The 24,275-nt window shown below is 71.4% G+C and carries 18 protein-coding genes and 1 pseudogene; 3 read left to right on the top strand and 16 right to left on the bottom strand.

Going from position 1 to position 24,275, the window contains the following annotated elements; all coding sequences use genetic code 11:
* Window positions 1-264 precede the first annotated feature (264 nt).
* From QIT00_RS03180 to rsmH, 16 genes and pseudogenes are all read right to left on the bottom strand, one after another.
* Window positions 265-1,368: a DivIVA domain-containing protein gene (locus tag QIT00_RS03180; protein ID WP_282533481.1), complete on the bottom strand. Its 1,104-nt coding sequence runs from the start codon at window positions 1,366-1,368 to the stop codon at window positions 265-267.
* A 55-nt stretch (window positions 1,369-1,423) separates the two neighbouring features.
* Window positions 1,424-1,708, bottom strand: a complete 285-nt coding sequence (locus tag QIT00_RS03175) for a YggT family protein (protein WP_282513401.1) — start codon at window positions 1,706-1,708, stop codon at window positions 1,424-1,426.
* A 52-nt stretch (window positions 1,709-1,760) separates the two neighbouring features.
* On the bottom strand, window positions 1,761-2,384 hold the full coding sequence (locus QIT00_RS03170) for a cell division protein SepF (protein WP_282533480.1): 624 nt from the start codon (window positions 2,382-2,384) through the stop codon (window positions 1,761-1,763).
* 124 nt (window positions 2,385-2,508) lie between these two features.
* Window positions 2,509-3,228, bottom strand: a complete 720-nt coding sequence (locus tag QIT00_RS03165) for a YggS family pyridoxal phosphate-dependent enzyme (protein ID WP_282533479.1) — start codon at window positions 3,226-3,228, stop codon at window positions 2,509-2,511.
* 6 nt (window positions 3,229-3,234) lie between these two features.
* A complete protein-coding gene (gene pgeF, locus QIT00_RS03160) occupies window positions 3,235-3,945 on the bottom strand; it encodes a peptidoglycan editing factor PgeF (RefSeq protein ID WP_408909713.1) in 711 nt (236 codons plus the stop codon).
* A 31-nt stretch (window positions 3,946-3,976) separates the two neighbouring features.
* Window positions 3,977-5,203 carry a cell division protein FtsZ gene (ftsZ, locus tag QIT00_RS03155; protein WP_282533477.1) on the bottom strand — a complete coding sequence of 409 codons (1,227 nt, stop codon included), beginning with the start codon at window positions 5,201-5,203 and terminating at the stop codon, window positions 3,977-3,979.
* 277 nt (window positions 5,204-5,480) lie between these two features.
* The gene (locus QIT00_RS03150; protein WP_282533476.1) at window positions 5,481-6,281 is read right to left on the bottom strand and encodes a cell division protein FtsQ/DivIB; all 801 of its coding nucleotides are present in this window, start codon (window positions 6,279-6,281) and stop codon (window positions 5,481-5,483) included.
* Window positions 6,282-6,295: 14 nt separating this feature from the next.
* Entirely contained in the window at window positions 6,296-7,390 is a 1,095-nt protein-coding gene (gene murG, locus QIT00_RS03145) for an undecaprenyldiphospho-muramoylpentapeptide beta-N-acetylglucosaminyltransferase (protein WP_282533475.1), read from the bottom strand.
* Between the two features lie 6 nt (window positions 7,391-7,396).
* A complete protein-coding gene (gene ftsW / locus QIT00_RS03140) occupies window positions 7,397-8,758 on the bottom strand; it encodes a putative lipid II flippase FtsW (protein ID WP_282533474.1) in 1,362 nt (453 codons plus the stop codon).
* A gap of 281 nt (window positions 8,759-9,039) precedes the next feature.
* Window positions 9,040-10,458 (bottom strand): annotated as a pseudogene (gene murD, locus QIT00_RS03135) (UDP-N-acetylmuramoyl-L-alanine--D-glutamate ligase); the annotation flags it as partial.
* Window positions 10,440-11,510, bottom strand: a complete 1,071-nt coding sequence (gene mraY, locus QIT00_RS03130) for a phospho-N-acetylmuramoyl-pentapeptide-transferase (RefSeq protein WP_282533472.1) — start codon at window positions 11,508-11,510, stop codon at window positions 10,440-10,442. The pseudogene murD and the gene mraY, both read right to left, overlap by 19 nt.
* Window positions 11,507-12,901 (bottom strand): UDP-N-acetylmuramoyl-tripeptide--D-alanyl-D-alanine ligase, encoded by a 1,395-nt coding sequence (locus QIT00_RS03125; RefSeq protein WP_282533471.1) that lies wholly within the window; start codon window positions 12,899-12,901, stop codon window positions 11,507-11,509. Before QIT00_RS03125 ends, mraY begins: the two co-directional genes overlap by 4 nt.
* A 4-nt stretch (window positions 12,902-12,905) precedes the next feature.
* Window positions 12,906-14,615, bottom strand: a complete 1,710-nt coding sequence (locus tag QIT00_RS03120) for a UDP-N-acetylmuramoyl-L-alanyl-D-glutamate--2,6-diaminopimelate ligase (RefSeq protein WP_282533470.1) — start codon at window positions 14,613-14,615, stop codon at window positions 12,906-12,908.
* Between the two features lie 25 nt (window positions 14,616-14,640).
* Window positions 14,641-16,602: a peptidoglycan D,D-transpeptidase FtsI family protein gene (locus QIT00_RS03115; RefSeq protein WP_282533469.1), complete on the bottom strand. Its 1,962-nt coding sequence runs from the start codon at window positions 16,600-16,602 to the stop codon at window positions 14,641-14,643.
* 4 nt (window positions 16,603-16,606) lie between these two features.
* Window positions 16,607-17,176 carry a cell division protein FtsL gene (locus QIT00_RS03110; RefSeq protein ID WP_282533468.1) on the bottom strand — a complete coding sequence of 190 codons (570 nt, stop codon included), beginning with the start codon at window positions 17,174-17,176 and terminating at the stop codon, window positions 16,607-16,609.
* 25 nt (window positions 17,177-17,201) lie between these two features.
* The gene (gene rsmH, locus QIT00_RS03105) at window positions 17,202-18,158 is read right to left on the bottom strand and encodes a 16S rRNA (cytosine(1402)-N(4))-methyltransferase RsmH (RefSeq protein ID WP_282533467.1); all 957 of its coding nucleotides are present in this window, start codon (window positions 18,156-18,158) and stop codon (window positions 17,202-17,204) included.
* A gap of 540 nt (window positions 18,159-18,698) precedes the next feature.
* Here rsmH and QIT00_RS03100 point away from each other — a divergent pair.
* The 3 genes from QIT00_RS03100 to QIT00_RS03090 all read left to right on the top strand — a co-directional run bounded on the left by QIT00_RS03100 (window position 18,699) and on the right by QIT00_RS03090 (window position 24,004).
* Entirely contained in the window at window positions 18,699-19,781 is a 1,083-nt protein-coding gene (locus tag QIT00_RS03100; RefSeq protein WP_408909710.1) for an AAA family ATPase, read from the top strand.
* Window positions 19,781-21,160: a DUF58 domain-containing protein gene (locus tag QIT00_RS03095; RefSeq protein WP_282533466.1), complete on the top strand. Its 1,380-nt coding sequence runs from the start codon at window positions 19,781-19,783 to the stop codon at window positions 21,158-21,160. Before QIT00_RS03100 ends, QIT00_RS03095 begins: the two co-directional genes overlap by 1 nt.
* A gap of 378 nt (window positions 21,161-21,538) precedes the next feature.
* Window positions 21,539-24,004, top strand: a complete 2,466-nt coding sequence (locus QIT00_RS03090) for a transglutaminase family protein (protein ID WP_282533465.1) — start codon at window positions 21,539-21,541, stop codon at window positions 24,002-24,004.
* Window positions 24,005-24,275 lie beyond the last annotated feature (271 nt).

Below are 24,275 nucleotides of genomic sequence, written 5' to 3'. Positions count from 1 at the left end.
CCCCCCCCCCCCCCCCGGCCCCCCCCCCCCCCCCCCCCCCCGCCCCCGCCCCCGCGGCCCCCCCCCCCCCGCGCGCCCCGCCCCACACCGGGCCTTCGGCGTTGTGTACCGGGGCACACCCGCTCCCCCGACCCCTGTCCGATTCCTCAACTCCCCCCGCGCACACGGCTGTACGCACGGCGAAAGGGCCTGGCCCCGGGAAGATTCCCGGGGCCAGGCCCTTGAAGCGCTGCCGACGCTACGCGCGCTGCGCGCGTACGACCGTCAGTTGTCGTCCTCGTCGATGAGGAAGCCGCGCATCGGGGACGGAGCCTGCTGCATCGGCTGCGGGCCCTGCGGCCGCACCGGCGCCATCGGCTGCGTCATGGCGGGCGACATCTGCTGCTGGCCGCCGTAGGAGTTGCCACCGGAGGCGCCTCCGTGGCCGCCCATCGGCTGGTTGCCGCCCATGGTGTGGTTGCCGCCCATGGAGGGCGCACCGGCGGAAGCCATCGAGGGGGACGGCGGCAGCGAGGCCGTGGCCGGCGTACGCGGCGGGGCCAGCGAGTCGTCGGCCTGGGTCTCCAGCTGGCGCAGCTGCGACTCCAGGTAGGACTTCAGACGCGTGCGGTACTCGCGCTCGAAGCCGCGCAGGTCCTCGACCTTGCGCTCAAGCGTGGCGCGGGCGGACTCCAGGGAGCCCATCGCGACGCGGTGCTTCTCCTGCGCGTCCCGCTCCAGGGCGTCGGCCTTGGCACGGGCGTCACGCTCAAGACCCTCGGCACGCGAACGCGCCTCGCCGACGATCTTGTTGGCCTCGGAACGGGCCTCCGCGATCGCCTGGTCAGCGGTCTGCTGGGCGAGCGAGAGGACGCGGGCGGCGCTGTCGCCACCGGGGCCGCCCTGACCGCCGCCACCCTGCGGGAGCTGCGGACCGTGACCACCCAGCGGACCGCCCATCGGGCCGCCCTGCATGGGGCCACCGGGGCCGGGGCCGGGGCCCTGCGGACCGCCGTGGCCGCCGTTCGGACCTGCGGGCAGCTGCGGCGCGCCACCGGGCAACTGGGGCGGGCCCAGGTGCTGTTGCTGCTGCGGCGGCACCGGCTGCGGACCCGATATTGCGGCGGGCACCGGGGCGCCGGGGCCACGCTGTTGCTGCTGCTGGTCCTGCGGCTCGGGCTTGCGCATGCCGCCCTGCTGCTGGTTCTGCGCGGCGGCACGGGTCGCTGCGGCGAGCTTCGCGCGCAGGTCCTCGTTCTCGCGGAGCAGTCGTGTCAGTTCGGCTTCGACCTCATCGAGGAAGGCATCGACCTCGTCCTCGTCATAGCCTTCTCGGAGGCGGACGGTCGTGAACTGCTTGTTCCGCACGTCCTCGGGGGTCAACGGCATCTCTTCACCTCAACGTAGTCGTCGGCATTCGGCAAGAACGTAAGTGACATCGCGCTCACACCGCGCTCACGACGGAGATCAGGATGTAGACGATGATCATCAGCACGAAGAAGGACAGGTCGAGCGCCACGCCCCCGAGACGCAGCGGTGGGATGAACCGCCGCAGAAGCTTGAGCGGTGGATCAGTGACAGTGTAGGTGGCCTCCAGAACGACCACCATCGCCTTGCCGGGTTGCCATGAGCGGGCGAACTGGAAGACGTAGTCCATGACCAACCGGAAGATCAGCACGATGAGGAAACACATCAGCGCGATGTAGAGCACATCCAAGACAACGCTCATGATCCGCGCTTCCCTCTCCCCTGTCTCGTACTACTCGATCCGGTGTCGCTTCTCAGCTCTGGTTGAAGAACCCGCCCTCTGCGATGCGAGCCTTGTCCTCCGCCGTGACATCGACGTTAGCAGGAGACAACAGGAACACTTTCTGTGTCACCCGCTCAATGCTGCCGTGCAGGCCGAAGACCAGACCGGCGGCAAAGTCGACAAGTCGCTTCGCATCGGTGTCGTCCATCTCCGTCAGATTCATGATCACCGGAGTGCCCTCACGGAAGTGTTCCCCGATGGTACGGGCCTCGTTGTAGGTCCGGGGGTGCAGTGTCGTGATGCGGTAGGGCTCCCGCTCGGAGACAACCTTGGGCATGATCACCGGTGCGTTCTTCTCCAGGCTCTGACGTTCAGGTGTGATGGATGCCACGGGGGCGATTCGTGCCGGACGTCCGATTTCAGCCGGTACCGGAGCGGCGGCGGGCATCGGCTCGCGCTGCGCGGGCGTCTGCACCTTTCGGGCCGGTTCGTCCTGCTGCAGTTCATGTGCAGGCTCGTGCCGTCGGCGATCCCGCTCGGGCTCCGGATCCAGTTCGGGCTCGAACTCGTCATCGGGGTCGAATCCCCGGCCGTCGTATCCGTCGTCCTCCACGAGGCCGAGGTAGACCGCCATCTTGCGCATCGCGCCGGCCATGCTCTGAGTCCTCCGCTCTGTGGTGGATCCGCTGTGCCACCAAGTGCTCGCGATCCACTCGGCACCCCCGCTGATCTGCGAGAATGACCATATTTTCTGCTGTGGTCCGACTTGCTTGGCGACGTTACCGGAGCCGGGGTCGGTCTCCGAGTACCGCACTGCCGACGCGCACATGTGTCGCTCCGGCCGCAACGGCCTCCTCGAGATCCGCACTCATCCCTGCCGACACCATGTTCGCAGCCGGATGGGCCGCGCGCAGGAGGGTTGAGAATTCCACCAGCCGCTGGAACGCCGCCTGTTGCCGCCCCGCGTACGGTCCGGTTAGCGGTGCGACGGTCATCAGACCGTCGAGCCGCAGCCCCGGAGCTTCCGCCACAAGTCCGGCCAACTCCTCGATTCCGTCGGGCGCTACGCCTCCCCGGTCACCCCGGCCGCCCTCTTCGGCGTCGAGGGCGACCTGGATCAGACAACCCAGCTCGCGCTCCGCCTTCAGCGCCGCCGCGGAGAGAGCCGTGACGAGCTTGGGGCGGTCCACGGACTGCACCAGACCGGCATAACTGACAACGGAACGAACCTTATTGGTCTGCAGCTGGCCGACAAAGTGCCAAGTCAGCGGCAGATCCGCGCACTCGGCGGCCTTCGGCGCCGCGTCCTGGTCGCGGTTCTCGGCGACATGGCGCACACCGAGGTCGGCGAGGAGCCGTACATCACTCGCGGGGTAGGTCTTCGTGACCACGATCAGGGTCACTTCCTCCCGCGCACGCCCGGCGGCCGCGCACGCCGCGGCGATGCGCTCCTCCACCTTCACCAGATTCGCGGCGAGTTCCGCCTTGCGGTCCGTCATGCCCTATCAGTCCAGCCAGACATAGGCCGCGAGCCGACCGGTGGTGCGCTCGCGGCGGTACGAGAAGTGGTCTTCGGATTCCAGTGTGCAGACCGGCGACCGCTCCCGGTCGACCACGCCCAGCCGCTCGAGTTGAGCGTGCACCCCCGCGGTCACGTCGACCGCCGGCGTCCCCCAACTCGTCTCCGCGTACGCGGCACTCTCGATCGCCGCGACGTCGGCCCGCATCCGCTCCGGCACTTCGTAGCAACGGCCGCAGACCGCGGGGCCGGTGCGGGCGATCAACCGGGAGGACTCGGCGCCGAGTTCCGTCATCGCCTCGACCACCGCGGGGACGACCCCGGCGACCAGACCGGGCCGGCCGGCGTGCGCCGCGCCGACGACTCCGGCGACCGGGTCGGCGAGCAGCACCGGAGTGCAGTCGGCGGTGAGGACGGCGAGCGGGATGCCCCGGCGCGCGGTCACCACGGCATCGACACAAGGAATGTCGGATTTATCACGCCAGGGGCCATCCACGACGGCGACGTCCCGGCCGTGCACCTGGTTCATCCACACCACGGCGCCGGGCTCGACACCCAGCGCCTTGGCGGCGAGTTCACGATTGGCGCGGACCGCCTCGGGGGCGTCGCCGACCGCCCCGCCGACGTTGAGCTCCTCGTACGGAACGGCGCTCACCCCGCCCCACCTGTCGGTGAAAGCGAAGTGCGCGCCGTCCACGGTGTTGTGCGCAGTTATCACTTGGCGTCGGTCACTTCAGGAAGTCCGGCACGTCGAGCTCCTCGGCCTGGCTGTCCTGGTACGGACGGGCCGGCGGGACCTGCGGCGGGGTGACCGGTGCGGTGGGGAGCTCGTTCGCCGGGGCCGGCTCGGGGGCGGGCTCGGCGGCCGGGCGGGTGTCCTCGCGCGGGGTCACGCTGCCGAGGGAGCCGAAGGCGGGGCGGGACTCGGTGCTGGTACCGCGCGCCGGGGCGGGCTCCTCGCGCTTGCTGTTCGAGGCCGAACCGATGACGTCGCGCTTGTTCGGCGGCTGTCCACCGTCGAAGCCCGCCGCGATGACGGTGACGCGCACCTCGTCGCCAAGCGCGTCGTCGATGACCGCGCCGAAGATGATGTTGGCCTCGGGGTGGGCGGCCTCGCTGACCAGCTGGGCGGCCTCGTTGATCTCGAACAGGCCGAGGTCGGAGCCTCCGGAGATGGAGAGCAGTACACCGCGGGCGCCGTCGATGGACGCCTCCAGGAGCGGCGAGGAGATCGCCATCTCGGCGGCGGCCACCGCGCGGTCGTCACCGCGCGCCGAGCCGATGCCCATCAGGGCCGAACCCGCTTCGGACATCACGGACTTGACGTCGGCGAAGTCGAGGTTGATCAGGCCGGGCGTGGTGATGAGGTCCGTGATGCCCTGCACACCGGAGAGCAGCACCTGGTCCGCCGACTTGAACGCGTCGAGCACGCTCACCTGGCGGTCCGAGATGGAGAGCAGGCGGTCGTTGGGGATCACGATGAGGGTGTCGACCTCTTCGCGGAGCTCCGCGATGCCGTCCTCCGCCTGGTTGGCGCGACGGCGTCCCTCGAAGGTGAACGGCCGCGTCACCACACCGATGGTGAGTGCGCCGAGCGAGCGGGCGATGTTGGCCACGACGGGTGCGCCGCCGGTGCCGGTGCCGCCACCTTCACCGGCGGTGACGAAGACCATGTCGGCCCCCTTGAGGACCTCCTCGATCTCCTCGCGGTGGTCCTCGGCCGCCTTGCGTCCGACTGCCGGATTCGCTCCGGCGCCGAGTCCGCGGGTGAGTTCACGGCCGACGTCGAGCTTGACGTCCGCGTCGCTCATCAACAGGGCTTGCGCGTCGGTGTTGATGGCGATGAACTCGACGCCCTTGAGACCGACCTCGATCATCCGGTTGATGGCATTGACACCACCGCCGCCGACACCGATGACTTTGATGACTGCGAGGTAGTTCTGCGGTGCTGCCACGTCGAAGGCCTCTCGCCTCGAGTTACGTGTCGCCGCCTCGCCGTGCTCGCGGTGCGACGACTGATGCCGAATTGGGACGGTCCGAACGCCGACCCGAACCCTAACGCTGAAGTTTAGGGTTACCAGTGTGTCTGTTCCCTGGAGTCTTCGAAACAGGACACTAAGTCGACAAGTGGCGCACGTTCAACGAACACGCCGAACCTCCCGTTTTTCTTTTCACCCTATGTGATCAGCCGTTGCGCTGACCAACCAGGGTGCTGGCCAGCGCACTTGAGCGTCAACTCCCTGACGCGGCAGGGGCGGTGGGGGCACTCACGTCGTACCGCTCGGCCTTCGGTTCCGCTTCCATCAGCGCGACGAGCGAAGCGGCCTTCGCGCCGCCCTTCTCCACGCTGCCCCAGTCGACGGTGCGTTGGCCCTTCAGCTCGACTGAGATGGAGTCATATGAACGCACTTGAACGATTCGTGCGTCCTTGGCGACCGCGGCGGGCAGATCCCCGGCCACCTGCACGGCAGCGCGCAACAGGCGGTTCGTACCAAAGCGGTTGAGGCTCGGTGACGCGGCGGCGTCCAATTCGAGAAGGGGTACGCCCTTGGGCGCGCGGTCCACGGTGGCGAACCGCACGCCCTCCGCGTCCACTTCGATGAACTTTCCGCCCTTTGCGATGAGCAGCACCGGCTTGCGTTCGGTCACTTTCAGACCGATTCCGTGGGGCCATGCGCGCACCACGTCGACGGTGTCGATTCGGCGCAATCTCTTCCGCAGCCGATCCTCAATCGCGTCCGTGTCGACGGAAATCAGCGGTGCGCCGACCGGAACCTGCGCCGCCGTACGCACCTCTTGGGAAGTCAGCACCTCGGTGCCGGAGGTCTTCACGCGCTCCACCCGCAGCCACTGCGAGCCGTACAACAGCCAGACGACTCCGGCTCCGAGGAGTACGGCCACGACCGCGGCGACCACGAGCGTGCGGGTCGGTGGCAGCCGAAGTCGGCGGCCACCGCCCGTCGGTCGGGGCGGGCGGGCCGGTGCGTCCCCCTGTTTGCGTTCGCCTCGCTCGGCGGTGGTGGGTCCGGCCACGCTCCCCTGCCTTCTCACGCCCTGTGGCGTGCCGCAATCGCCTCGTAGACCATGCCGACGAGGAGTTCGTCGGCGTCCCGGCGGCCGAACTCGGCGGCGGCGCGGGACATCTCGTACAGCCGGTGGGGGTCGGCGAGCACCGGGAGGACGTTCTCCTTGACCCACTCCGGGGTCAGTTCGGCGTCGTCGACCAGGACACCGCCGCCGGCCTTGACCACCGGCTGGGCGTTGAGCCGCTGTTCGCCGTTGCCGATGGGCAGCGGGACGTAGGCGGCCGGGAGTCCGACGGCGGAGAGTTCGGCGACGGTCATCGCGCCCGCGCGGCAGAGCATCATGTCGGCCGCGGCGTACGCGAGATCCATCCGGTCCACGTACGGTACCGGGACGTAAGGCGGCATCCCCGGCATGTTGTCCACCTGCGGCAGTTCGTTCTTCGGGCCGACCGCGTGCAGGACCTGGATGCCGGAGCGCTGCAGATGCGGGACGGCCTGCTGGACGACCTCGTTGAGGCGGCGGGCGCCCTGCGAACCGCCGGACACGAGCAGTGTGGGCAGGTTGGGGTCGAGGCCGAAGGCGGCGCGGGCCTCCGGCCGCACCTGGGCGCGGTCCAGGGTGGCGATGGTACGGCGCAACGGGATGCCGATGTAACGGGAGTTGCGCAGCTTGCTGTCCGGCGAGGAGACCGCGACCTGGGCGGCGTACCGCGAACCGATCTTGTTGGCCAGGCCCGGCCTGGCGTTGGCCTCGTGCACCACGATCGGCACGCCGAGGCGCTTCGCCGCGAGGTAGCCGGGCAGCGCCACGTACCCGCCGAAGCCGACGACCGCGTCCGCCTTGGTGCGCTCCAGGATCTGCTCGGCGGCCTTGATGGTGCCGCGGAGCCGGCCCGGGACCGTGATCAGTTCGGGGGTGGGCTTACGGGGCAGCGGTACGGCGGGGATCAGCGCGAGGTCGTAGCCGCGCTCCGGGACGAGCCGGGTCTCCAGGCCCTTCTCCGTGCCCAGGGCCGTGATGCCCACGGTGGGGTCCTGCCTGCGCAGGGCGTCCGCGAGGGCGAGCGCGGGCTCGATGTGGCCGGCGGTCCCCCCACCGGCGAGTACGACATGCACCGAAATTCACCGCTCTCCGGACGGTCGCGCCTTGGCGCGCCGTCTCATCGTGTTCCATCTCACCGCAGCCCGCTTCTTGCCGAAGGCGGACGACCGCATGGCCAGCGCTGCTCGCGCCCCTGGCTCCTCGCGCGCGAAGGCGATGAGGAGTCCGACGGCGAACATCGTCGGCAGCAGGGCGGACCCTCCGTAGGAGAACAGCGGGAGCGGGACTCCGGCGATCGGCAACAGGCCGAGCACCGCACCGATGTTGACCACGGCCTGGGCCGTGATCCAGGTGGTCACGCCTCCCGCGGCATACCTCACGAAGGGGTCCTCCGTGCGTCCGGCCACGCGGATACCCGCATAGCCTAGAGCCGCGAACAGAGCCAGCACCGACAGCGTCCCCGCCAGGCCCAGTTCCTCCCCGGTGATGGCGAAGATGAAGTCGGTGTGCGGTTCAGGGAGTTGACCCCATTTTTCCACACTCGCGCCGAGACCGGAACCGAAGAATCCGCCGGAGGCGAGGGCATAGATCCCGTGCACGGCCTGCCAGCACTGGTCGCCGGGCCCCGGGTCGGTCGCGCCGATGCAGGCGAGCCGGGACATCCGGTTGGGGCTCGTACGGATCAGGATGAAGCCGAGCACCAGGGCGACCGAGAGCACCCCGGCGAAGAGCCGCGTGGGAGCGCCCGCGAGCCAGAGCAGTCCGAAGAGGATCGCCGCGAGAATGATCGCGGTCCCCATGTCGCCGCCGAGCATGATCAGCCCGAGCAGTATGAACGTGACCGGCACCAGCGGCACCAGCATGTGCTTCCACTGTGTGAGCAGCCGCTTGTCCTGCTTGCGCGCGAGCAGGTCGGCGCCCCACAGGACGAGGGCCAACTTCCCGAACTCGCTGGGCTGGAGCTGGAACGGGCCCCCCAGATAGATCCAGTTCTGGTTGCCGTTCACCGCATGCCCTATCCCGGGCACCTGCACGAGCACCATCAGGAACACGGACCCGGCCAGCATCGGGTACGCGAACGCCCGGTGCAGCTTGACCGGCATCCGCATCGCGACGAGCAGCAGGATCGACCCGAGCACCGCCGCGACGAACTGCTTGCCGAAGAAGTACGAGGCGGGCAGGTTCAGTTGCAGTGCCTGGATCATGGACGCGCTGTAGACCATCACCAGGCCGAGCACGGTGATCAGCGCGCTGCTGCCGAGGATCACGTAGTACGCGGTGAGCGGCCGGTCCCAGGCCTTGCGGGCGCGGTCGGCGATCCGCCGCCACGGTCGGTCGCGGGGCGGTCGTGGAGGTTGTTTCCCGCGCAGCGGGTTCCGGTTCCTGCCCAGCGGGATGGCCGCGCTGCGCACGTCGCGCGCGGGCCTGGCGTCGGCGGGCATCGTCGCTGTCCCCTCCAGTCGTGCCCGCGCCGCCGGGGCGCGGCGGGCGGGTCGGTCCGGGAGGAGGTTCCCGGCCGGTCCAGTGCGGCGCCCGCGGTGTTCGGTGCGTGCTCTCGGCGTGCCGGACGAAGGTTCTCGTAGCGGAGCTACTTGGGCCTTTGGCCGGTACGGCGAGTGGGGGTCCCCCCGGCCGGAGGCTGGGGGAGCGTGCCGGGCGCCGCGGGTGCTGTGCTGGACTGGCCGGGAACCTCCTCGGCGCGGTGCGTGGCGTCGCCGCCACGCTCGGCGGCGAGTGCGTGCACGGCGTCCGCGAACGCCTCGCCACGCTTGTTGTAGTTGACGAACATGTCCATCGAGGCGCAGGCCGGGGCGAGCAGGACGGTGTCACCCGGAGCGGCGAGCCGTGCCGCCTCCTCGACGGCCGCGGACATCGCCCCAGTGTCGGTCCGGTCGAGGTCGACCACCGGGACCTCGGGGGCGTGTCGTGCCAGGGCTTCGCGGACCAGGTGGCGCTCCTTGCCGATGAGCACGGCACCGCGGAGGCGCTTCACGGAGGCGGCGACCAGCTCGTCGAACGAGGCGCCCTTGGCGAGCCCGCCCGCGATCCACACGATCGACTCGTACGCGGCCAACGAGGCTTGCGCCGCATGCGGGTTGGTGGCCTTGGAGTCGTCGACGTACGAGACGCCCTCGACGTCCGCGACGTGCTCGATGCGGTGGGCGTCGGGGCGGAAGTCGCGCAGTCCGTCGCGCACCGCGGCCGGTTCGACGCCGAAGGCGCGGGCCAGTGCCGCGGCCGCGAGGGCGTTGGCGACGTTGTGCGGGGCGGGCGGGTTGACGTCCGCGACCTCGGCCAGTTCCTGGGCCTGCTTCTGCCGGTCCTCGACGAAGGCGCGGTCGACCAGGATGCCGTCCACGACGCCGAGTTCGGAGGGCCGGGGGCTGCCGAGGGTGAAGCCGATCGCGCGGCAGCCCTCCTCGACGTCGGCCTCGCGGACCAGGTCCTCGGTGGCTTTGTCCGCCGCGTTGTAGACGCAGGCGACCTGATTGCCCTCGTAGATACGGCCCTTGTCCTTGGCGTACGCCTCCATGGAGCCGTGCCAGTCCAGGTGGTCCGGCGCCAGGTTGAGGACCACGGCCGAGTGGGCGCGGACCGAGGGCGACCAGTGCAGCTGGTAGCTGGAGAGCTCGACGGCGAGCACGTCGTACGTCTCCTCGCCGAGGACCGCGTCCAGGAGGGAGACGCCGATGTTGCCGACGGCCGCGGTGCGCAGGCCCGCCGCCTGAAGGATCGAGGCGAGCATCCGTACGGTCGTGGTCTTGCCGTTGGTGCCGGTGACCGCGAGCCAGGGTGCGGCGTCGGGGCCCCTGAGCCGCCAGGCCAGTTCGACGTCGCCCCACACCTCGATGCCCGCCTCGGCGGCCGCCGCGAACAGCGGTTTGTCGGGCTTCCAGCCGGGGGTGGTGACGATCAGCTCGGTGCCTTCCGGCAGGGTCGCGCCGTCACCGAGCCGGACGGTGATTCCCTCCGCCTCCAGCTCCGCGGCCTGCGTACGGGAGCGCTCGTCGTCGCCGTCGTTGACGACCGTGACGATCGCGCCGAGGCCGCGCAGGACCTTGGCCGCCGGGATCCCGGAGACGCCGAGCCCGGCGACGGTGACGTGCTTGCCCTGCCAGTCGGTCACTTGTCCGCTGCCCATCCCGCGTAGAAGATGCCGAGTCCGACGATCACGCACATGCCCTGGATGATCCAGAACCGGACCACCACAAGGACTTCGGACCACCCCTTGAGTTCGAAGTGGTGCTGCAGCGGCGCCATCCGGAAGACGCGCTTCCCGGTGAGGCGGAAGGAGCCGACCTGGATCACCACGGACATGGTGATGAGGACGAACAGGCCGCCGAGGAGCGCGAGAAGCAGTTCCGTACGGGAGCAGATCGCGAGGCCGGCGAGCGCGCCGCCGAGGGCGAGCGAGCCGGTGTCGCCCATGAAGATCTTGGCGGGCGAGGTGTTCCACCACAGGAAGCCGAAGCAGGCACCCATCAACGCCGAGGCCACGATGGCCAGGTCGAGCGGATCGCGTACCTCGAAACAGGCCGCCGGGTTGGTGAGCGTCGTCGCGTTGGCGCAGGACTCCTGGAACTGCCAGACGCCGATGAACGTGTACGCGCCGAAGACCATCACGGAGGCGCCGGTCGCCAGACCGTCGAGGCCGTCCGTGAGGTTCACGCCGTTCGACATGGCCAGGATCATGAAGAGCGCCCAGATCACGAACAGGACCGGGCCGATCGACCAGCCGAAGTCCTGCACGAACGACAGCTTCGTGGAGGCCGGGGTGTTGCCGCGGTTGTCCGCGAACTGCAGCGCGAGCACCGCGAAGGTGATGCCGACGATCAGCTGGCCGGCCATCTTGGCCTTGGCCCGCAGACCGAGCGAGCGCCGCTTGATGATCTTGATGTAGTCGTCGAGGAAGCCGACGAGGCCCATACCCGCCATCAGGAAGAGCACGAGCAGACCGGAGAACGTCGTCGGCGCTCCGGTGATCAGCTTGGCGCCGAAGTACGCGAGGATCGTCGCCAGGATGAAGGCGATACCACCCATGGTCGGCGTACCGCGCTTGCTGGCGTGCTCGCGCGGGCCGTCGTCCCGGATGTACTGGCCGTAGCCCTTCTTGGCCAGAAGCTTGATCAGCAGCGGGGTGCCGATCAGGGTCAGGAAGAGTCCGATCACACCCGCGAAGAGGATCTGCCTCATCGGCCGGAGACCTCACCCTCGACGAGCGCGAACGCGACCTTCTCCAGGCCCACCGACCTGGAGGCCTTCACGAGCACGACGTCTCCCGGGCGCAGCTCGCTGCGCAGCAGGTCGACCGCCGCCTGTGCGTCGGACACGTGCACCGACTCCTCACCCCACGAACCCTCGTTGTATGCGCCCAGCTGCAGCCAGGACGCTTCCCTGCCCCCGACCGCGACGAGCTTGCTCACATTGAGCCGGACGGCCAGGCGTCCGACCGCGTCGTGCTCGGCCAGCGCCTCGTCCCCCAGCTCGGCCATCTGCCCGAGCACCGCCCACGTGCGCCGCCCCCTACCCATGGCAGCGAGCGCGCGCAGTGCGGCTCGCATGGACTCGGGGTTCGCGTTGTAGGCGTCGTTGACGACCGTCACGCCGTCCGGGCGCTCGGTGACCTCCATCCGCCAGCGGGACAGGTTGCCCGCCTCGGAGAGCGCGACCGCGATCTCGTCGGTGGACATCCCGAGTCGGTGGGCGACGGCGGCCGCGGCAAGCGCGTTCGACACGTGGTGCTCACCGTACAGGCGCAAGGTCACGTCACTGCACCCGGAGGGTGTGTGCAGCGTGAAGGACGGCTGTCCCTGCTCGGTGAGCCGGACATTCTCGGCGCGTACGTCGGCGTCCTCGGCCTCTCCGAAGAGCAGCACGGGAGCCTTCGTACGCGAAGCCATCGCGCGTACGAGCGGGTCGTCGGCGTTGAGGATCGCGGTGCCGTCCTCCGGCAGGGCCTCGACCAGCTCGCCCTTGGCCTCGGCGATCTGCTCGCGGCCGCCGAACTCGCCGATGTGGGCGGAGCCGACGTTGAGCACGACGCCGATCTCCGGCGGGGTCAGGCCGGTGAGGTACCGGATGTGGCCGATGCCGCGGGCGCCCATCTCGAGGACCAGGTGCCTGGTCTCCTCGGTGGCGGTCAGCGCGGTGAGCGGCAGGCCGATCTCGTTGTTGAGGGAGCCGGGGGTCCACACCGTGGGGGCCTTGCGCTGCAGCAGCTGCGCGATCAGGTCCTTGGTGGAGGTCTTGCCCGCGGAGCCGGTGAGGGCGACGAGGGTGGTGCCGAGCCGGGCCACGACGGCGCGCGCGAGGGCGCCGAGCGCCTTCTCGACGTCGTCGACCACGATCGCGGGCACGCCGACGGGCCGGGTGGCGAGCACGGCGGCGGCTCCCGAGTCGATGGCGCGCTCGGCGTAGTCGTGGCCGTCGACCTGCTCGCCGACGAAGGCGGCGAAGAGGCCGCCGGGCTCGACCTTGCGGGAGTCGATCACCACGGAGCCGGTGATCCGACGGTCGCCGTCCGGTATGTCGTACGGCTGTCCGCCGACGATGGAGGCGATCTCGGCGAGGGAGAGGGCGATCACTGCGTCATCCCTGGGTGTTCTGAGTGGCGTTGCGGCGGCTGTGCTCGATGGCGGCGCGCAGCACGTCACGGTCGTCGAAGGGGCGGACCACTCCGTTGATGTCCTGGCCCTGCTCGTGGCCCTTGCCCGCGACGAGGACGGTGTCCCCGGGGCGGGCGCGGTACACGGCCGAGGCGATGGCGGCGGCCCGGTCCTCGAACACCTGGACGTCGCCGCGCTCGTGCACCGGCACCTCGGCGGCGCCGGCGAGCATCGCGGCGAGGATCGAGAGGGGGTCCTCGGAGCGAGGGTTGTCCGAGGTGAGGACGGCGGTGTCGGCGAGCCGGGCGGCGGCGGCGCCCATCGGGCCCCGCTTGGTCTGGTCGCGGTCGCCGCCGCAGCCGAGCACGATGTGCAGCTCGCCCTCGGTGACCTTGCGCAGGGCGCGGAGCACGGACTCGACGGCGTCGGTCTTGTGCGCGTAGTCCACGACGGCGAGGTAGGGCTGGCCCGCGTCGACCCGCTCCAGGCGGCCCGGCACTCCGGGGACGGCCGCGATGCCGTCGGCCGCGGTCTGCGGGTCGACGCCCGCGGCCGCGAGGGCGACGATCGCGGCAAGGGTGTTGGCCACGTTGAACGGGCCGGCGAGCGGCGACTTCGCGGTGATCCGCTCGCCCTTGGGGCCGACGGCGGTGAACGTCGAGTCCATCGGGCCGACTTCGACGTCCTCGGCGCGCCACTCGGCGTCCGGGTGGCCCTCGGCGGAGAACGTGACGACCGGGACGGTGGCCTCGGTCACCAGCCTGCGGCCGTACTCGTCGTCGAAGTTGACGACGCCGAGCCGGGAGCGTTTGGGCGTGAAGAGCTGCGCCTTGGCCCGGAAGTAGTCCTCCATGTCGGAGTGGAACTCCATGTGCTCCGGGCTGAGGTTGTTGAAGACGGCGACGTCGAAGACGCAGCCGTCGACCCGGCCGAGCACAAGGGCGTGGCTGGAGACCTCCATGGCCACCGAGTCGACACCGCGCTCGCGCATCACCGCGAACAGCGCCTGCAGATCGGTGGCTTCGGGGGTGGTGCGCTCCGACTTGATGCGCTCGTCGCCGACCCGCATCTCGACGGTGCCGATGAGACCGGACTTGTGTCCGGCGGCCTTGAGCCCGCCCTCGACGAGGTACGCGGTGGTGGTCTTGCCCGACGTACCGGTGATGCCGATCTGCAGCAGGTCGCGGCCCGGCTGCCCGTAGATGGTGGCGGCCAGTTCGCCCATGCGTCCGCGCGGGTCGCCCACGATCAGGAGCGGGAGTCCGGTGGCCTGGCCGCGGTCCATCCCGGCCAGGTCCGTGAGGATCGCGGCGGCGCCGAGGTCGGCGGCCTGCGCGGCGAAGTCGGCGCCGTGGACGCGGGCGCCGGGGAGCGCGGCGTAGATGTCACCGGGGCGTACGGCACGGGAGTCATGGGTGATGCCCGTGATCTCCGCGGTTCCGGTTCCGGTTCCGGTTCCGGGGGCATCGACACCCAGCTGCTCGGCGAGGGTCGCGAGGGTGCTCGCGGAGACCTGCTCCGGCCGCGGCGGTCCCGGATAGGTCACGGGAACGCCCTTCTGGGTGGTTTGGGACTGATCAGCGTGTGGCACGGCGGTGAGCGTACCCGGCGCACCCTGCGAGGCGCGAAATGGGCCGTCCTCGTGCGCGGGGCGGATGTTCTGGTTCCCGGAGTCGGGGGTGATGGTTGTCACGGGCCTACCTGTTCAGTGGTGCGGATCAGTCTTTCGGATCGAATTCGACCGGGAGGCCGGGGGCCTTGTCGCCGGAGGGCGGCACCTGAAGTGTCTTGAGCGCGAACTCCATGACCTTCTTGTAGATCGGCGCACAGATCTGGCCACCGAAGTAGCTGCCCTTGGTCGGGTTCTGGACCGCGCAGTAGACCGAGATCCGGGGCTTGTCGGCGGGCGCGAATCCGGCGAAGGACGCGGTGTAGCCCTTGTAGCGGCCGGTCTCCGGGTCGACGCGGTTGGCCGTGCCGGTCTTGCCCGCCACGCGGTAGCCGTCGATCTTCGCCTTGGTGCCGGTGCCCTCGTCGTCGTCCACGACCGACTGCAGCATCCGGGACAGCGTGCGGGCCGTCTTCTCGCTCACGACCCGCTCCTTCTCCGGCTCGGGCGACGGCGTGAACCGGCCATCGGGGCCCTTGGATCCGCGCACGAGCGTGGGCTCCACCCGTACGCCTCCGTTGGCCACCGTCGAGTACACCGAGGTGGCCTGCACGGCGTTGAGCGAGAAGCCCTGGCCGAACGGGATCGTGTACTGCTGCGAGGTCGACCAGTCCCCCGGCTTGGCGAGGATGCCCGCGGTCTCGCCGGGGAATTCGAGCCCGGTCGGCCGGCCGATGCCGAACTTGCGGAGGTACGAGTAGAGGACCTCGTTGGCCTCCGGCTGGGTCTTGCCGAGCTGCTGCGTGGCCAGGATCGTGCCGATGTTGCTGGACTTGGCGAGCACTCCGTTGAGCGTCAGGTACCAGGTGGGGTGGTCGATGTCGTCCTTGAACAGCCGGTCGCCGCGGTGCAGCCGGTTGGGCACCGTGACATGGGTGCCGGGCGTGGCCGCGTTCTCCTCCAGGACGGCGGCCATCGAGATCAGCTTGGTGGTGGAGCCGGGCTCGTACGCGTCGCGCAGGGCGGCGTTGCCGAGGGCGTTCGGGTTCGCCTCGGCGAGGTTGGCGGGGTCGAAGCCGGGGGCGTTGGCCAGGGCGAGCAGCTCGCCGGTCTTCGTGTCCTGGACGACGACGTAGCCGCGGTCGGCCTTGGACTTCTCGACCTGTTCGGCGATCGCCTTCTGGGCGACGTACTGGATGTCGCGATCGATGGTCAGCTCGATGTCGGAGCCCGGCGTCGCGGGGTTCTCGTCGCCGCCCGCCGTGGGCACGCGCCGCCCGCCGGACTGGGCGTACGTGATCTTGCCGTCCTTGCCCGCGAGTTCCTCGTTCAGCTGGGCCTCAATGCCGCCGCCGCCCTTGCCTTCGGCGTTGACCCAGCCCAGAGTTCCGGCGGCGAGGTCGCCGTTCGGGTAGAGGCGCTTGCTGCTCGGCTCCTGAAAGACGCCGGCGAGGACGCTGCCCTTGCCGGCCTTGTCCGACTTCTCCTGGAAGGTGTTCTTCAGGTCCTTGATCTGCTTCCAGACCTCGGGGGTCTGGCGGCGCGCGAGCAGGGCGTAGCGGCTGTCGGGCTTCTTGAGCTTGCGGGCGATGTCGGCGGCGTCCCGGTCGATGATCGGCGCGAGCAGCGCGGCGGCCTGCTCGGGCGCGTCCTTCACCTCGGTCGCCTTGGGCGTGAACATCGACGGGTCGGCCGTGATGTCGTACGCGTCCACGCTGATCGCCAGCTCGGAGCCGTCGCGGTCGGTGATGCCGCCGCGCTCGGCCGCCAGGGTGTGGCTGAAATAGCGGTTCTTCTCGGCCTTCGCCGCGTACGCGCTCGCGTCGACGGCCTGCACCTGGAGCAGCCGTACGACGAAGGCGATCATCACCAGGGCCAGGCCCACGCTGATCAGCCGGAGCCGGGGGCGGGGGCTGCCGAGGCGGATGGTGCGGGGCCGGGGCCCGGCGGCGGGCCGTGGCCGGCGCGCGGCGGGGCGGGCGCCCCGGGCGGGGCGTCGCGGGGTGCCGGAGGAGCGGCCCGGCTCGGCCGGTCCCGGCACCCGGCGTCGTGGGGGCTGCCTGTCGGTCACGGCATCACCTTGCGGCGGTCGAAGGGGTGGGCTCCGCCCCGGTCCGCGCGGCGGGCGAGGGGCTCGACGGCTTCGGGGCGGACGCACCGGAGGGCTCCGCGGACGGGCTCCCGCCGGACGGGCTCCCGCCGGGCGGGGCGGAAGGCGAACCGGCGGGCGAACCGGCGGGCTGCGGCGCGGAGTCGGCGGTGAGCGGCGGCTCGGGCTCGGCGGTGACCGGGTCCGTCGTACCGCGGATCTTTCCGTTCGGGTCGAGGAAGGCGGGATTGCCGCCGGGGACCATGCCGAGCTCGCGGGCGCGCCGCTCCAGGTTGCCCGGCGCGGAGTAGCCGTCGACCTCGCGCCGCAGCTCCTGCTGCCGGTCCGTGAGCTCGGTGGTCTCCTTCTTCAGCTTGCTGAGCCGGAACGACCCTTGGTTGAGCGCGGAGTTGAGCAGCAGCAGCGCGATCAGGCCGCCGCCGAGCAGCACGACGACGAGCAGCACGAACGGGGTGCGGGCCGCGGAGGCGGGCCCGGCGGGGAGCAGCCGGGCGAGCCGCGCGGCCCTGCCCCGCATCCGCGGTCGTGCGCTCATCCGAAGCCCTCCCCACCGCGCCGGGTCACGCGATGTCCTCCCGGATGCGCTGCGCGCCGCGCAGTCGCGCGGGCGCGGCCCTGCGGTTCTCGGCCACCTCTTCCTCGGTGGGGAGTTCGGCACCGCGCGTGAGCAGCTTGAGCCGCGGCTGGTAGCGCTCGGGCACGACCGGCAGACCGGGCGGCGCGGTGTTGGCCGCACCGGCCGCCAGCACCTGCTTGACGAGCCGGTCCTCGAGCGAGTGGTACGACAGGACGGCGATCCGGCCGCCGACCGCGAGCGCCTTCACGGCCGCCGGGATCGCCCTTTCCAGTACGGAGAGTTCACCGTTGACCTCGATCCGCAGCGCCTGGAACGTGCGCTTCGCCGGGTTGCCGCCGGTGCGCTTGGCGGCCTGCGGCAGCGCGTCCCGGATGAGCTCGACGAGCCGCGCGCTGTTGCTGAACGGCTCCTTCTCGCGTTCGCGCACGACGGCCGAGACGATCCGCTTGGCCTGCTTCTCCTCGCCGTACGCCCGCAGGATCCGCACGAGTTCGCCCGCCGGGTACGTGTTGAGCACCTCGGCCGCGCTCATCCCGGTCGTCTGGTCCATGCGCATGTCGAGCGGGGCGTCCTGCGCGTACGCGAAGCCCCGGTCCGCCTCGTCGAGTTGCATGGAGGAGACGCCGAGGTCGAAGAGGACGCCCTGGACGGCGGGGATCTCCAGGCGCCGCAGTACGTCCGGGAGTTCGTCGTAGACCGCGTGCACCAGGGTGGCCCGGTCGCCGAAGGGCGCGAGCCGCTCGCCGGACAGGCGCAGCGCCTCCTTGTCCCGGTCGAGCGCGACGAGCCGGGCCTCGGGGAAGGTGCGAAGGAGCGCCTCGCTGTGCCCGCCGAGGCCGAGCGTGCAGTCGACGACCACGGCTCCGGGCTGTGTCAGAGCCGGGGCCAACAGGTCCAGGCACCGCTGGAGCATCACCGGGACGTGTCGGCTCTCGCTCAATGCACCCTCTCAAGTAGAGCGGCGGCCGCACGCACTGCCGGGTCCCCGCCCGCTCGAAGGGGAACGGCCCGCCTGGCGCCGGGGAAGGGGCGTCAGCCGACCGGGAGCGGGAGGAGGCCGAGCCTTGCGTGCGCACCGCGCGCGGGAAATTCGGAAGGAATCTCCGGGAAACCAGTCCAGCAGGGAGGGTGTTCCGCCTCCCGCTTCGCGTCACTTTAGTCCACGCCGTCCCGCGGTCAATCTCCGGCCACGCGCGCGCTGTGCGCGTCGTACGAGAGCCCTGCGGGGGCCTTCTCACCCGTACGGACGCGCCCCGCGCGGGCGGGCTCCTGAGGGGAAATCAGCCGTACTCATCTCCCAAAGAGCCCCAAGCTCTGACATATCGCCGCCAGTTATCCACAGCCGAGTGACACGACCCGGTAACGCCAACAAGAATGCGTGTGTGGCATCCCGCGGAGGCTTTCGCGAACGGTGCCGTAATTCGGGGAGGGCCGTGTCGCACCGAGACACCGGCCTTGCGGACGGGCCGAGGAGGGCCGGGTGACGACCTATGAAGATCGAGCGAGCCATGGGGGTGCCCCCGCCCGAGCGAAGTCGAGGGTGGGGGAGGATCTGACCGCCACCGCGGAGCGGGTCCGCAGGTCGGTGGAGGGTGTGATCGAGGGCAAGCCGGAGGTCGTACGGCTCTCGCTGACCGTGCTCCTCGCCGAGGGGCACCTGCTGATCGAGGACGTCCCGGGCGTGGGCAAGACCATGCTCGCCAAGACCCTCGCGCGGTCCATCGACTGCTCGGTGCGCCGCATCCAGTTCACGCCCGACCTGCTGCCCTCGGACATCACCGGGGTGTCGATCTTCGACCAGCAGGAGCGGGACTTCGAGTTCAAGCCGGGCGCGATCTTCGCGCAGATCGTCATCGGCGACGAGATCAACCGCGCCTCGCCCAAGACCCAGTCCGCGCTCCTGGAGTCCATGGAGGAGCGCCAGGTCACGATCGACGGGAAGAGCTACGAGCTGCCCGACCCGTTCATGGTCGTGGCCACGCAGAACCCGGTCGAGATGGAGGGCACGTACCCGCTCCCCGAGGCCCAGCGGGACCGCTTCATGGCCCGCGTCTCCATCGGGTACCCGAGCCCCGAGGCCGAGCTGCAGATGCTGGACGTGCACGGCGCGGTCTCGCCCCTGGACGACCTCCAGCCGGTGGCGCACGCCCACGACATCGTGAAGCTGATCGAGGCGGTGCGCACGGTGCACGTCGCCGACCCGGTGCGGCGCTACGCCGTCGACCTGGTCGCCGCGACGCGCACGCACCCCGACCTCCGCCTCGGTGCATCGCCGCGCGCCACGCTGCACCTGCTGCGCGCCGCGAAGGCCGCCGCCGCCCTGAGCGGCCGGGAGTACGCGCTGCCGGACGACCTCCAGTCCCTCGCCGTCCCCGTCCTCGCGCACCGCCTGCTGCCCACGGCCCAGGCCCAGTTGAACCGGCGCACGGCCGAGCAGGTCGTCCTGGAGATCCTGCAGCGCACGCCGGTGCCCGCCGCCCCCGCGCCGTCCTCCGGGTACCCGGGCCGGCTGCCGGGTGCCAACGCCTACGGCCAGCAGCCGCCCGGCGCCCGGCGGCTGTGATGGCGGTCGGGGGGCCGTCGCCGCAGACCGGTCCGGCGGACGCGGACGAGGACCGGGGCACGCTGCGTACCGCGTTCGCGGGGCTGACCACCCGCGGCCGTTCCTTCCTCGCCGCGGGCATCGCCGCGGCCGGGTGTGCGTACGTCCTCGGGCAGAGCGACCTGCTGCGCGTCGGGCTGCTGCTCGCCGTGCTGCCGCTGATCTGCACGCTCGTGCTGTACCGCACGCGCTACCGCGTCGCGGCGTCCCGGCGCCTCTCCCCCGCGCGCGTGCCCGCGGGCTCCGAGTCCCGGGTGCACCTGCGGATGGACAACGTGTCGCGGCTGCCCACCGGCCTGCTGATGCTGCAGGACCGCGTGCCCTATGTGCTGGGCCCGCGGCCCCGGTTCGTGCTCGACCGGGTGGAGGCGGGCGGCCGCCGCGAGGTCTCCTACCGCGTCCGCTCCGACCTGCGCGGACGCTATCCCCTCGGCCCGCTCCAGCTGCGCCTGTCCGACCCGTTCGGCATGTGCGAGCTGACCCGCTCCTTCAGTGCGTACGACACGCTGACCGTGATCCCGCGCGTGACCCCGCTGCCCGCGGTCCGGCTCTCCGGCGAGGCCGCGGGGTACGGCGACGGCCGCCGGCGCGCGCTCGCCCTTGCGGGTGAGGACGACGTGATCCCGCGCGGGTACCGGTACGGCGACGACCTGCGCCGCGTCCACTGGCGCTCCACCGCGCGGTACGGCGAGTTGATGGTGCGCCGCGAGGAGCAGCCGCAGCGCGCCCGCTGCACGGTGCTGCTCGACACCCGCCGGGTGGCCCACGAGGGTGCCGGACCCGACTCGGCCTTCGAGTGGGCGGTCTCGGGCGCGGCCTCCGCCGTGGTGCACATGCTCGAACGCGGCTACGGCGTCCGCCTGCTGACCGACACCGGGGCTTCCGTGCCGGGCGAGGGCCCCGACGGCTTCGCGGTCGGCGGCCAGGAGTCGGCCGACGCCGCTGGGCTGATGATGGACACCCTCGCCGTCGTCGACCACTCGGACAGCGCGGACCTGGCGCGCGCGTACGAGGTGCTGCGCAGCGGGAACGAAGGCCTGCTCATCGCCTTCCTCGGCGACCTGGACGAGGCGCAGACCGCCGTGGCCGCACGGATGCGGCAGCGCAGCGGCGCGGCCGTCGCGTTCGTCCTCGACAACCGGGCGTGGACCCGCGCGCCGGGCGGCGGTCCGTCAGGGCAGCTGGAGGAGTGCCTGCGCCGGCTGCGCGAGGCGGGCTGGACAGCCGTGGGGGTGCCCCCCGGCGCGGACCTGCCCCAACTCTGGCGAGCAGCAGACCACCACCGCACCGGCGCGGGCACGGCCCCCACCACCGGCACGACGACGGGAGGCTGGTCATGAGCCGACGCACCTGCCGCCTCCCGCATGCCGTCGAGGCCCGCACCCGGCGGCCGCACACGACAACCGTCGGCCCGCCACTCCCGCATGCCTTCGAGGCCCGCACCCGGCAACCGCACACGACAACCGTCGGCCCCCCACTCCACACGTACCTGCCCCACCACCGGCAAGAAGCAGACCACCACGGCACCAGCGCAGCCACGACGACGGGAGGCCGGTCATGAGTGGACGCACCCGCCGCCTCCCGCATGCCTTCGAGGCCCGCACCCGGCCACCGCACACGACAACCGTCGGCCCGCCACCCCACACGTACCTGCCCCACCACCGGCAGGAAGCAGACCACCACCGCACCAGCGCAGCCACGACGACGGGAGGCCGGTCATGAGCGGACGCACGCGGCTCGCCCTGTGTGCCACGGCGGCCACGCTGCTCGCGGCCTGTGCGCTGCTGCCGCTGGTCATGTCGATCAACTGGCTCCTGCAAGCGGCCGTTCTGCTCGCCCTGCAGTCGGGCACGGGCGCGCTCGCCCGCCGGGTGCCGCTGGCCCGGCCGCTGACCGTGCTCGCCCAGGCCGTGGTGTCGTTGCTGCTGCTCACGGTGGTCTTCGCGAGCGGCCAGGCGATCGCCGGGTTCCTGCCGGGACCCGACGCCTTCGACCGCTTCGCCGCGCTGCTGCAGGCCGGCGCCCAGGACGTGGGGCAGTACGCGATCCCGGCACCGCTCTCCGACGGCATCCGGCTGATGCTGGTCGGCGGGGTCCTGGTGATCGGCCTCGCGGTGGACGCGCTGGCGGTGACGTTCCGCAGCGCTGCCCCGGCCGGGCTGCCGCTGCTCGCGCTGTACTCGGTCGCGGCGGGACTCTCGGACGGCGGCGCGGCCTGGGTCTGGTTCGTCCTGGCCGCCGCGGGCTATCTGCTGATGCTCCTGGCGGAGGGGCGGGACCGGCTGTCCCGTTGGGGCCGGGTGTTCGGCGGCGCGGCCCGCAGGCCGAGCGGGCTCTCGTCGAGCCTGGAGCCGAGCGGCACGGGCCCGGTGGCCCCGGTCCGTACGGGGCGGCGCATCGGCGTGGTCGCGCTCGGTATCGCCCTGGCGGTGCCCGCGGCCCTGCCCGCCCTGGACGGCGGCCTGCTCGACCCGACGGGCGGCTCCGGCGGCACGGGCCCCGGCGGCGGCACGATCTCCGCGGTGAACCCCCTGGTCTCGCTGCAGAACAGCCTGAACCAGCCGAACGACCGCGAGGTCATCTCGTACCGCACGAACTCCGAGCAGACGCAGGACATGTACCTGCGGATCGTGGCCCTCGACCAGTTCGACGGCACGTCCTGGAAGCCCGCCGAGCGCGCCATCACGGACGTGCCCGACCGCTTCCCGGTGCCGGGCGGCCTGAGCTCCGAGGTGAGCACGACCGAGGTGCAGACGAACATCTCGGCGGCCGACTGGTACAAGCAGAACTGGCTGCCGATGCCCTTCCCGGCGACGCAGGTCAGCATCGAGGGCCGCTGGCGGTACGAGCCGGTGGGCCGCACGCTCGTCGGCGACCGCGGCCAGAACACCGGCGGCAGGCAGTACGAGGTGAAGAGCCTCGTCGTCCAGCCCACGGCCGGCCAACTGGCCGCGGCCCCACCGCCGGACGCGACGCTCGCGCGCGAGTTCACCTCCGTACCGGACTCGCTGCCCGCGGACGTCTCGGCGACGGCGCGCAGGGTGACACGGGGCGCGTCGAACGACTACGAGCGCGCGGTGCGGCTCCAGGACTGGTTCACGTCCGAGGGCGGCTTCACGTACGACACGGAGGTGCAGGCGGGCAGCGGGGCAGCGGCGATCAGCCGGTTCCTGAAGCAGAAGGAGGGCTTCTGCGTCCACTTCTCCTTCTCGATGGCGGCCATGGCCCGCACGCTCGGTATACCGGCGCGGGTGGCCGTGGGCTTCACACCGGGCGCTCCGCAGTCCGACGGCTCGATGTCGGTCGGCCTGCGCGATGCGCACGCCTGGCCCGAGCTGTACTTCGAGGGGGTCGGCTGGACCCGTTTCGAGCCGACGCCGACGCGTGGCTCCACGCCGGAGTACACCCGGCAGGACGCCCCCGCCCCGGAGGCCAGCGGCAGCGCGGCGCCTGCGCCCTCGGCGTCGGACACCCCGTCCGAGGACCCGTCGGCCGGGCCGTCGGAGAGCTGCGCCCGGGACCAGCAGCGGCTCGGCGAGTGCGGCGCGGCGCAGGCCCAGGGCGGCGCCGGTGGCGGTGACGACGGCCCGCCGCTCTGGTCGGTCGTGGCGGTGGTGCTGGGGGCGCTGCTTGTTCTGGGGCTGCCCCTGGTGCCGTGGCTGTGGCGAACCCGGGTGCGTACGGCACGCCTCGGCTCAGGCGGGCGTACGGCACGCCTCGGCTCAGGCGGGCGTACGGAGGCTGATGCGGCGGCGCGGACCTTGGCGGTCTGGCGCGAGGTGACGGACCTGGCCTGGGACTACGGCATCCTGCCGGACGAGTCGCTGACGCCGCGGAAGGCGGCGGAGCGCATCGTCCGCGTCGGGCATCTGGAGGCGGAGCCCGCGGCGGCGGTCCATCGGCTGGCCGCGGCGGTGGAGCAGGTGCTGTACGCGCCGCATCCGCGTACGGCGACGGGCCTGGCGGAGGACGTGCAGCGGCTGCGGTCCGGTCTCCGTACGGGCCTGAGCCGGGCCAGCCGGCTCCGGGCGCTCCTGGCCCCGCGCTCGGCTGTCCGTGTGGCCTGGGCGTTCTCGGCCCGTCGGCGGGCGCTGACCCGGCGCCTGCTGGTGAACGGCCGGGGCGAGAGCCGACTGGACCGCTGGTCCGCGGCGGTGCGCCGACCGGGGCGACAGCAGGGCTGATCGAGGATCAGGAGGAGGAGCCCCGGGCTGGGATTCCTCCTCCTCAGGCCGTATGAACGCCGCGCGTTCAGGCCGTACGAAGGCCGCGCGTTCAGGCCGTACGCAGGTCGCACCTTCAGGCCGTACGAAGGCCGCGCGTTCAGGCCGTACGCACTCCGCACAGCCCAGGGGTGGTTGCCGCGCCATCCGAGCCGGACATGCGAAAGGGGTGCACTCGCAAGGCGTGCACCCCTCTGCCGAACCGGTATGTCTCTGTGTGTCGTGTCCGCAG

This window comes from Streptomyces luteolus, assembly GCF_029968015.1.
Lineage (GTDB): Bacteria > Actinomycetota > Actinomycetes > Streptomycetales > Streptomycetaceae > Streptomyces > Streptomyces luteolus.
Note: the sequence above shows the minus strand (reverse complement) of the source record. Positions and strands in the feature narration are given on the sequence as shown.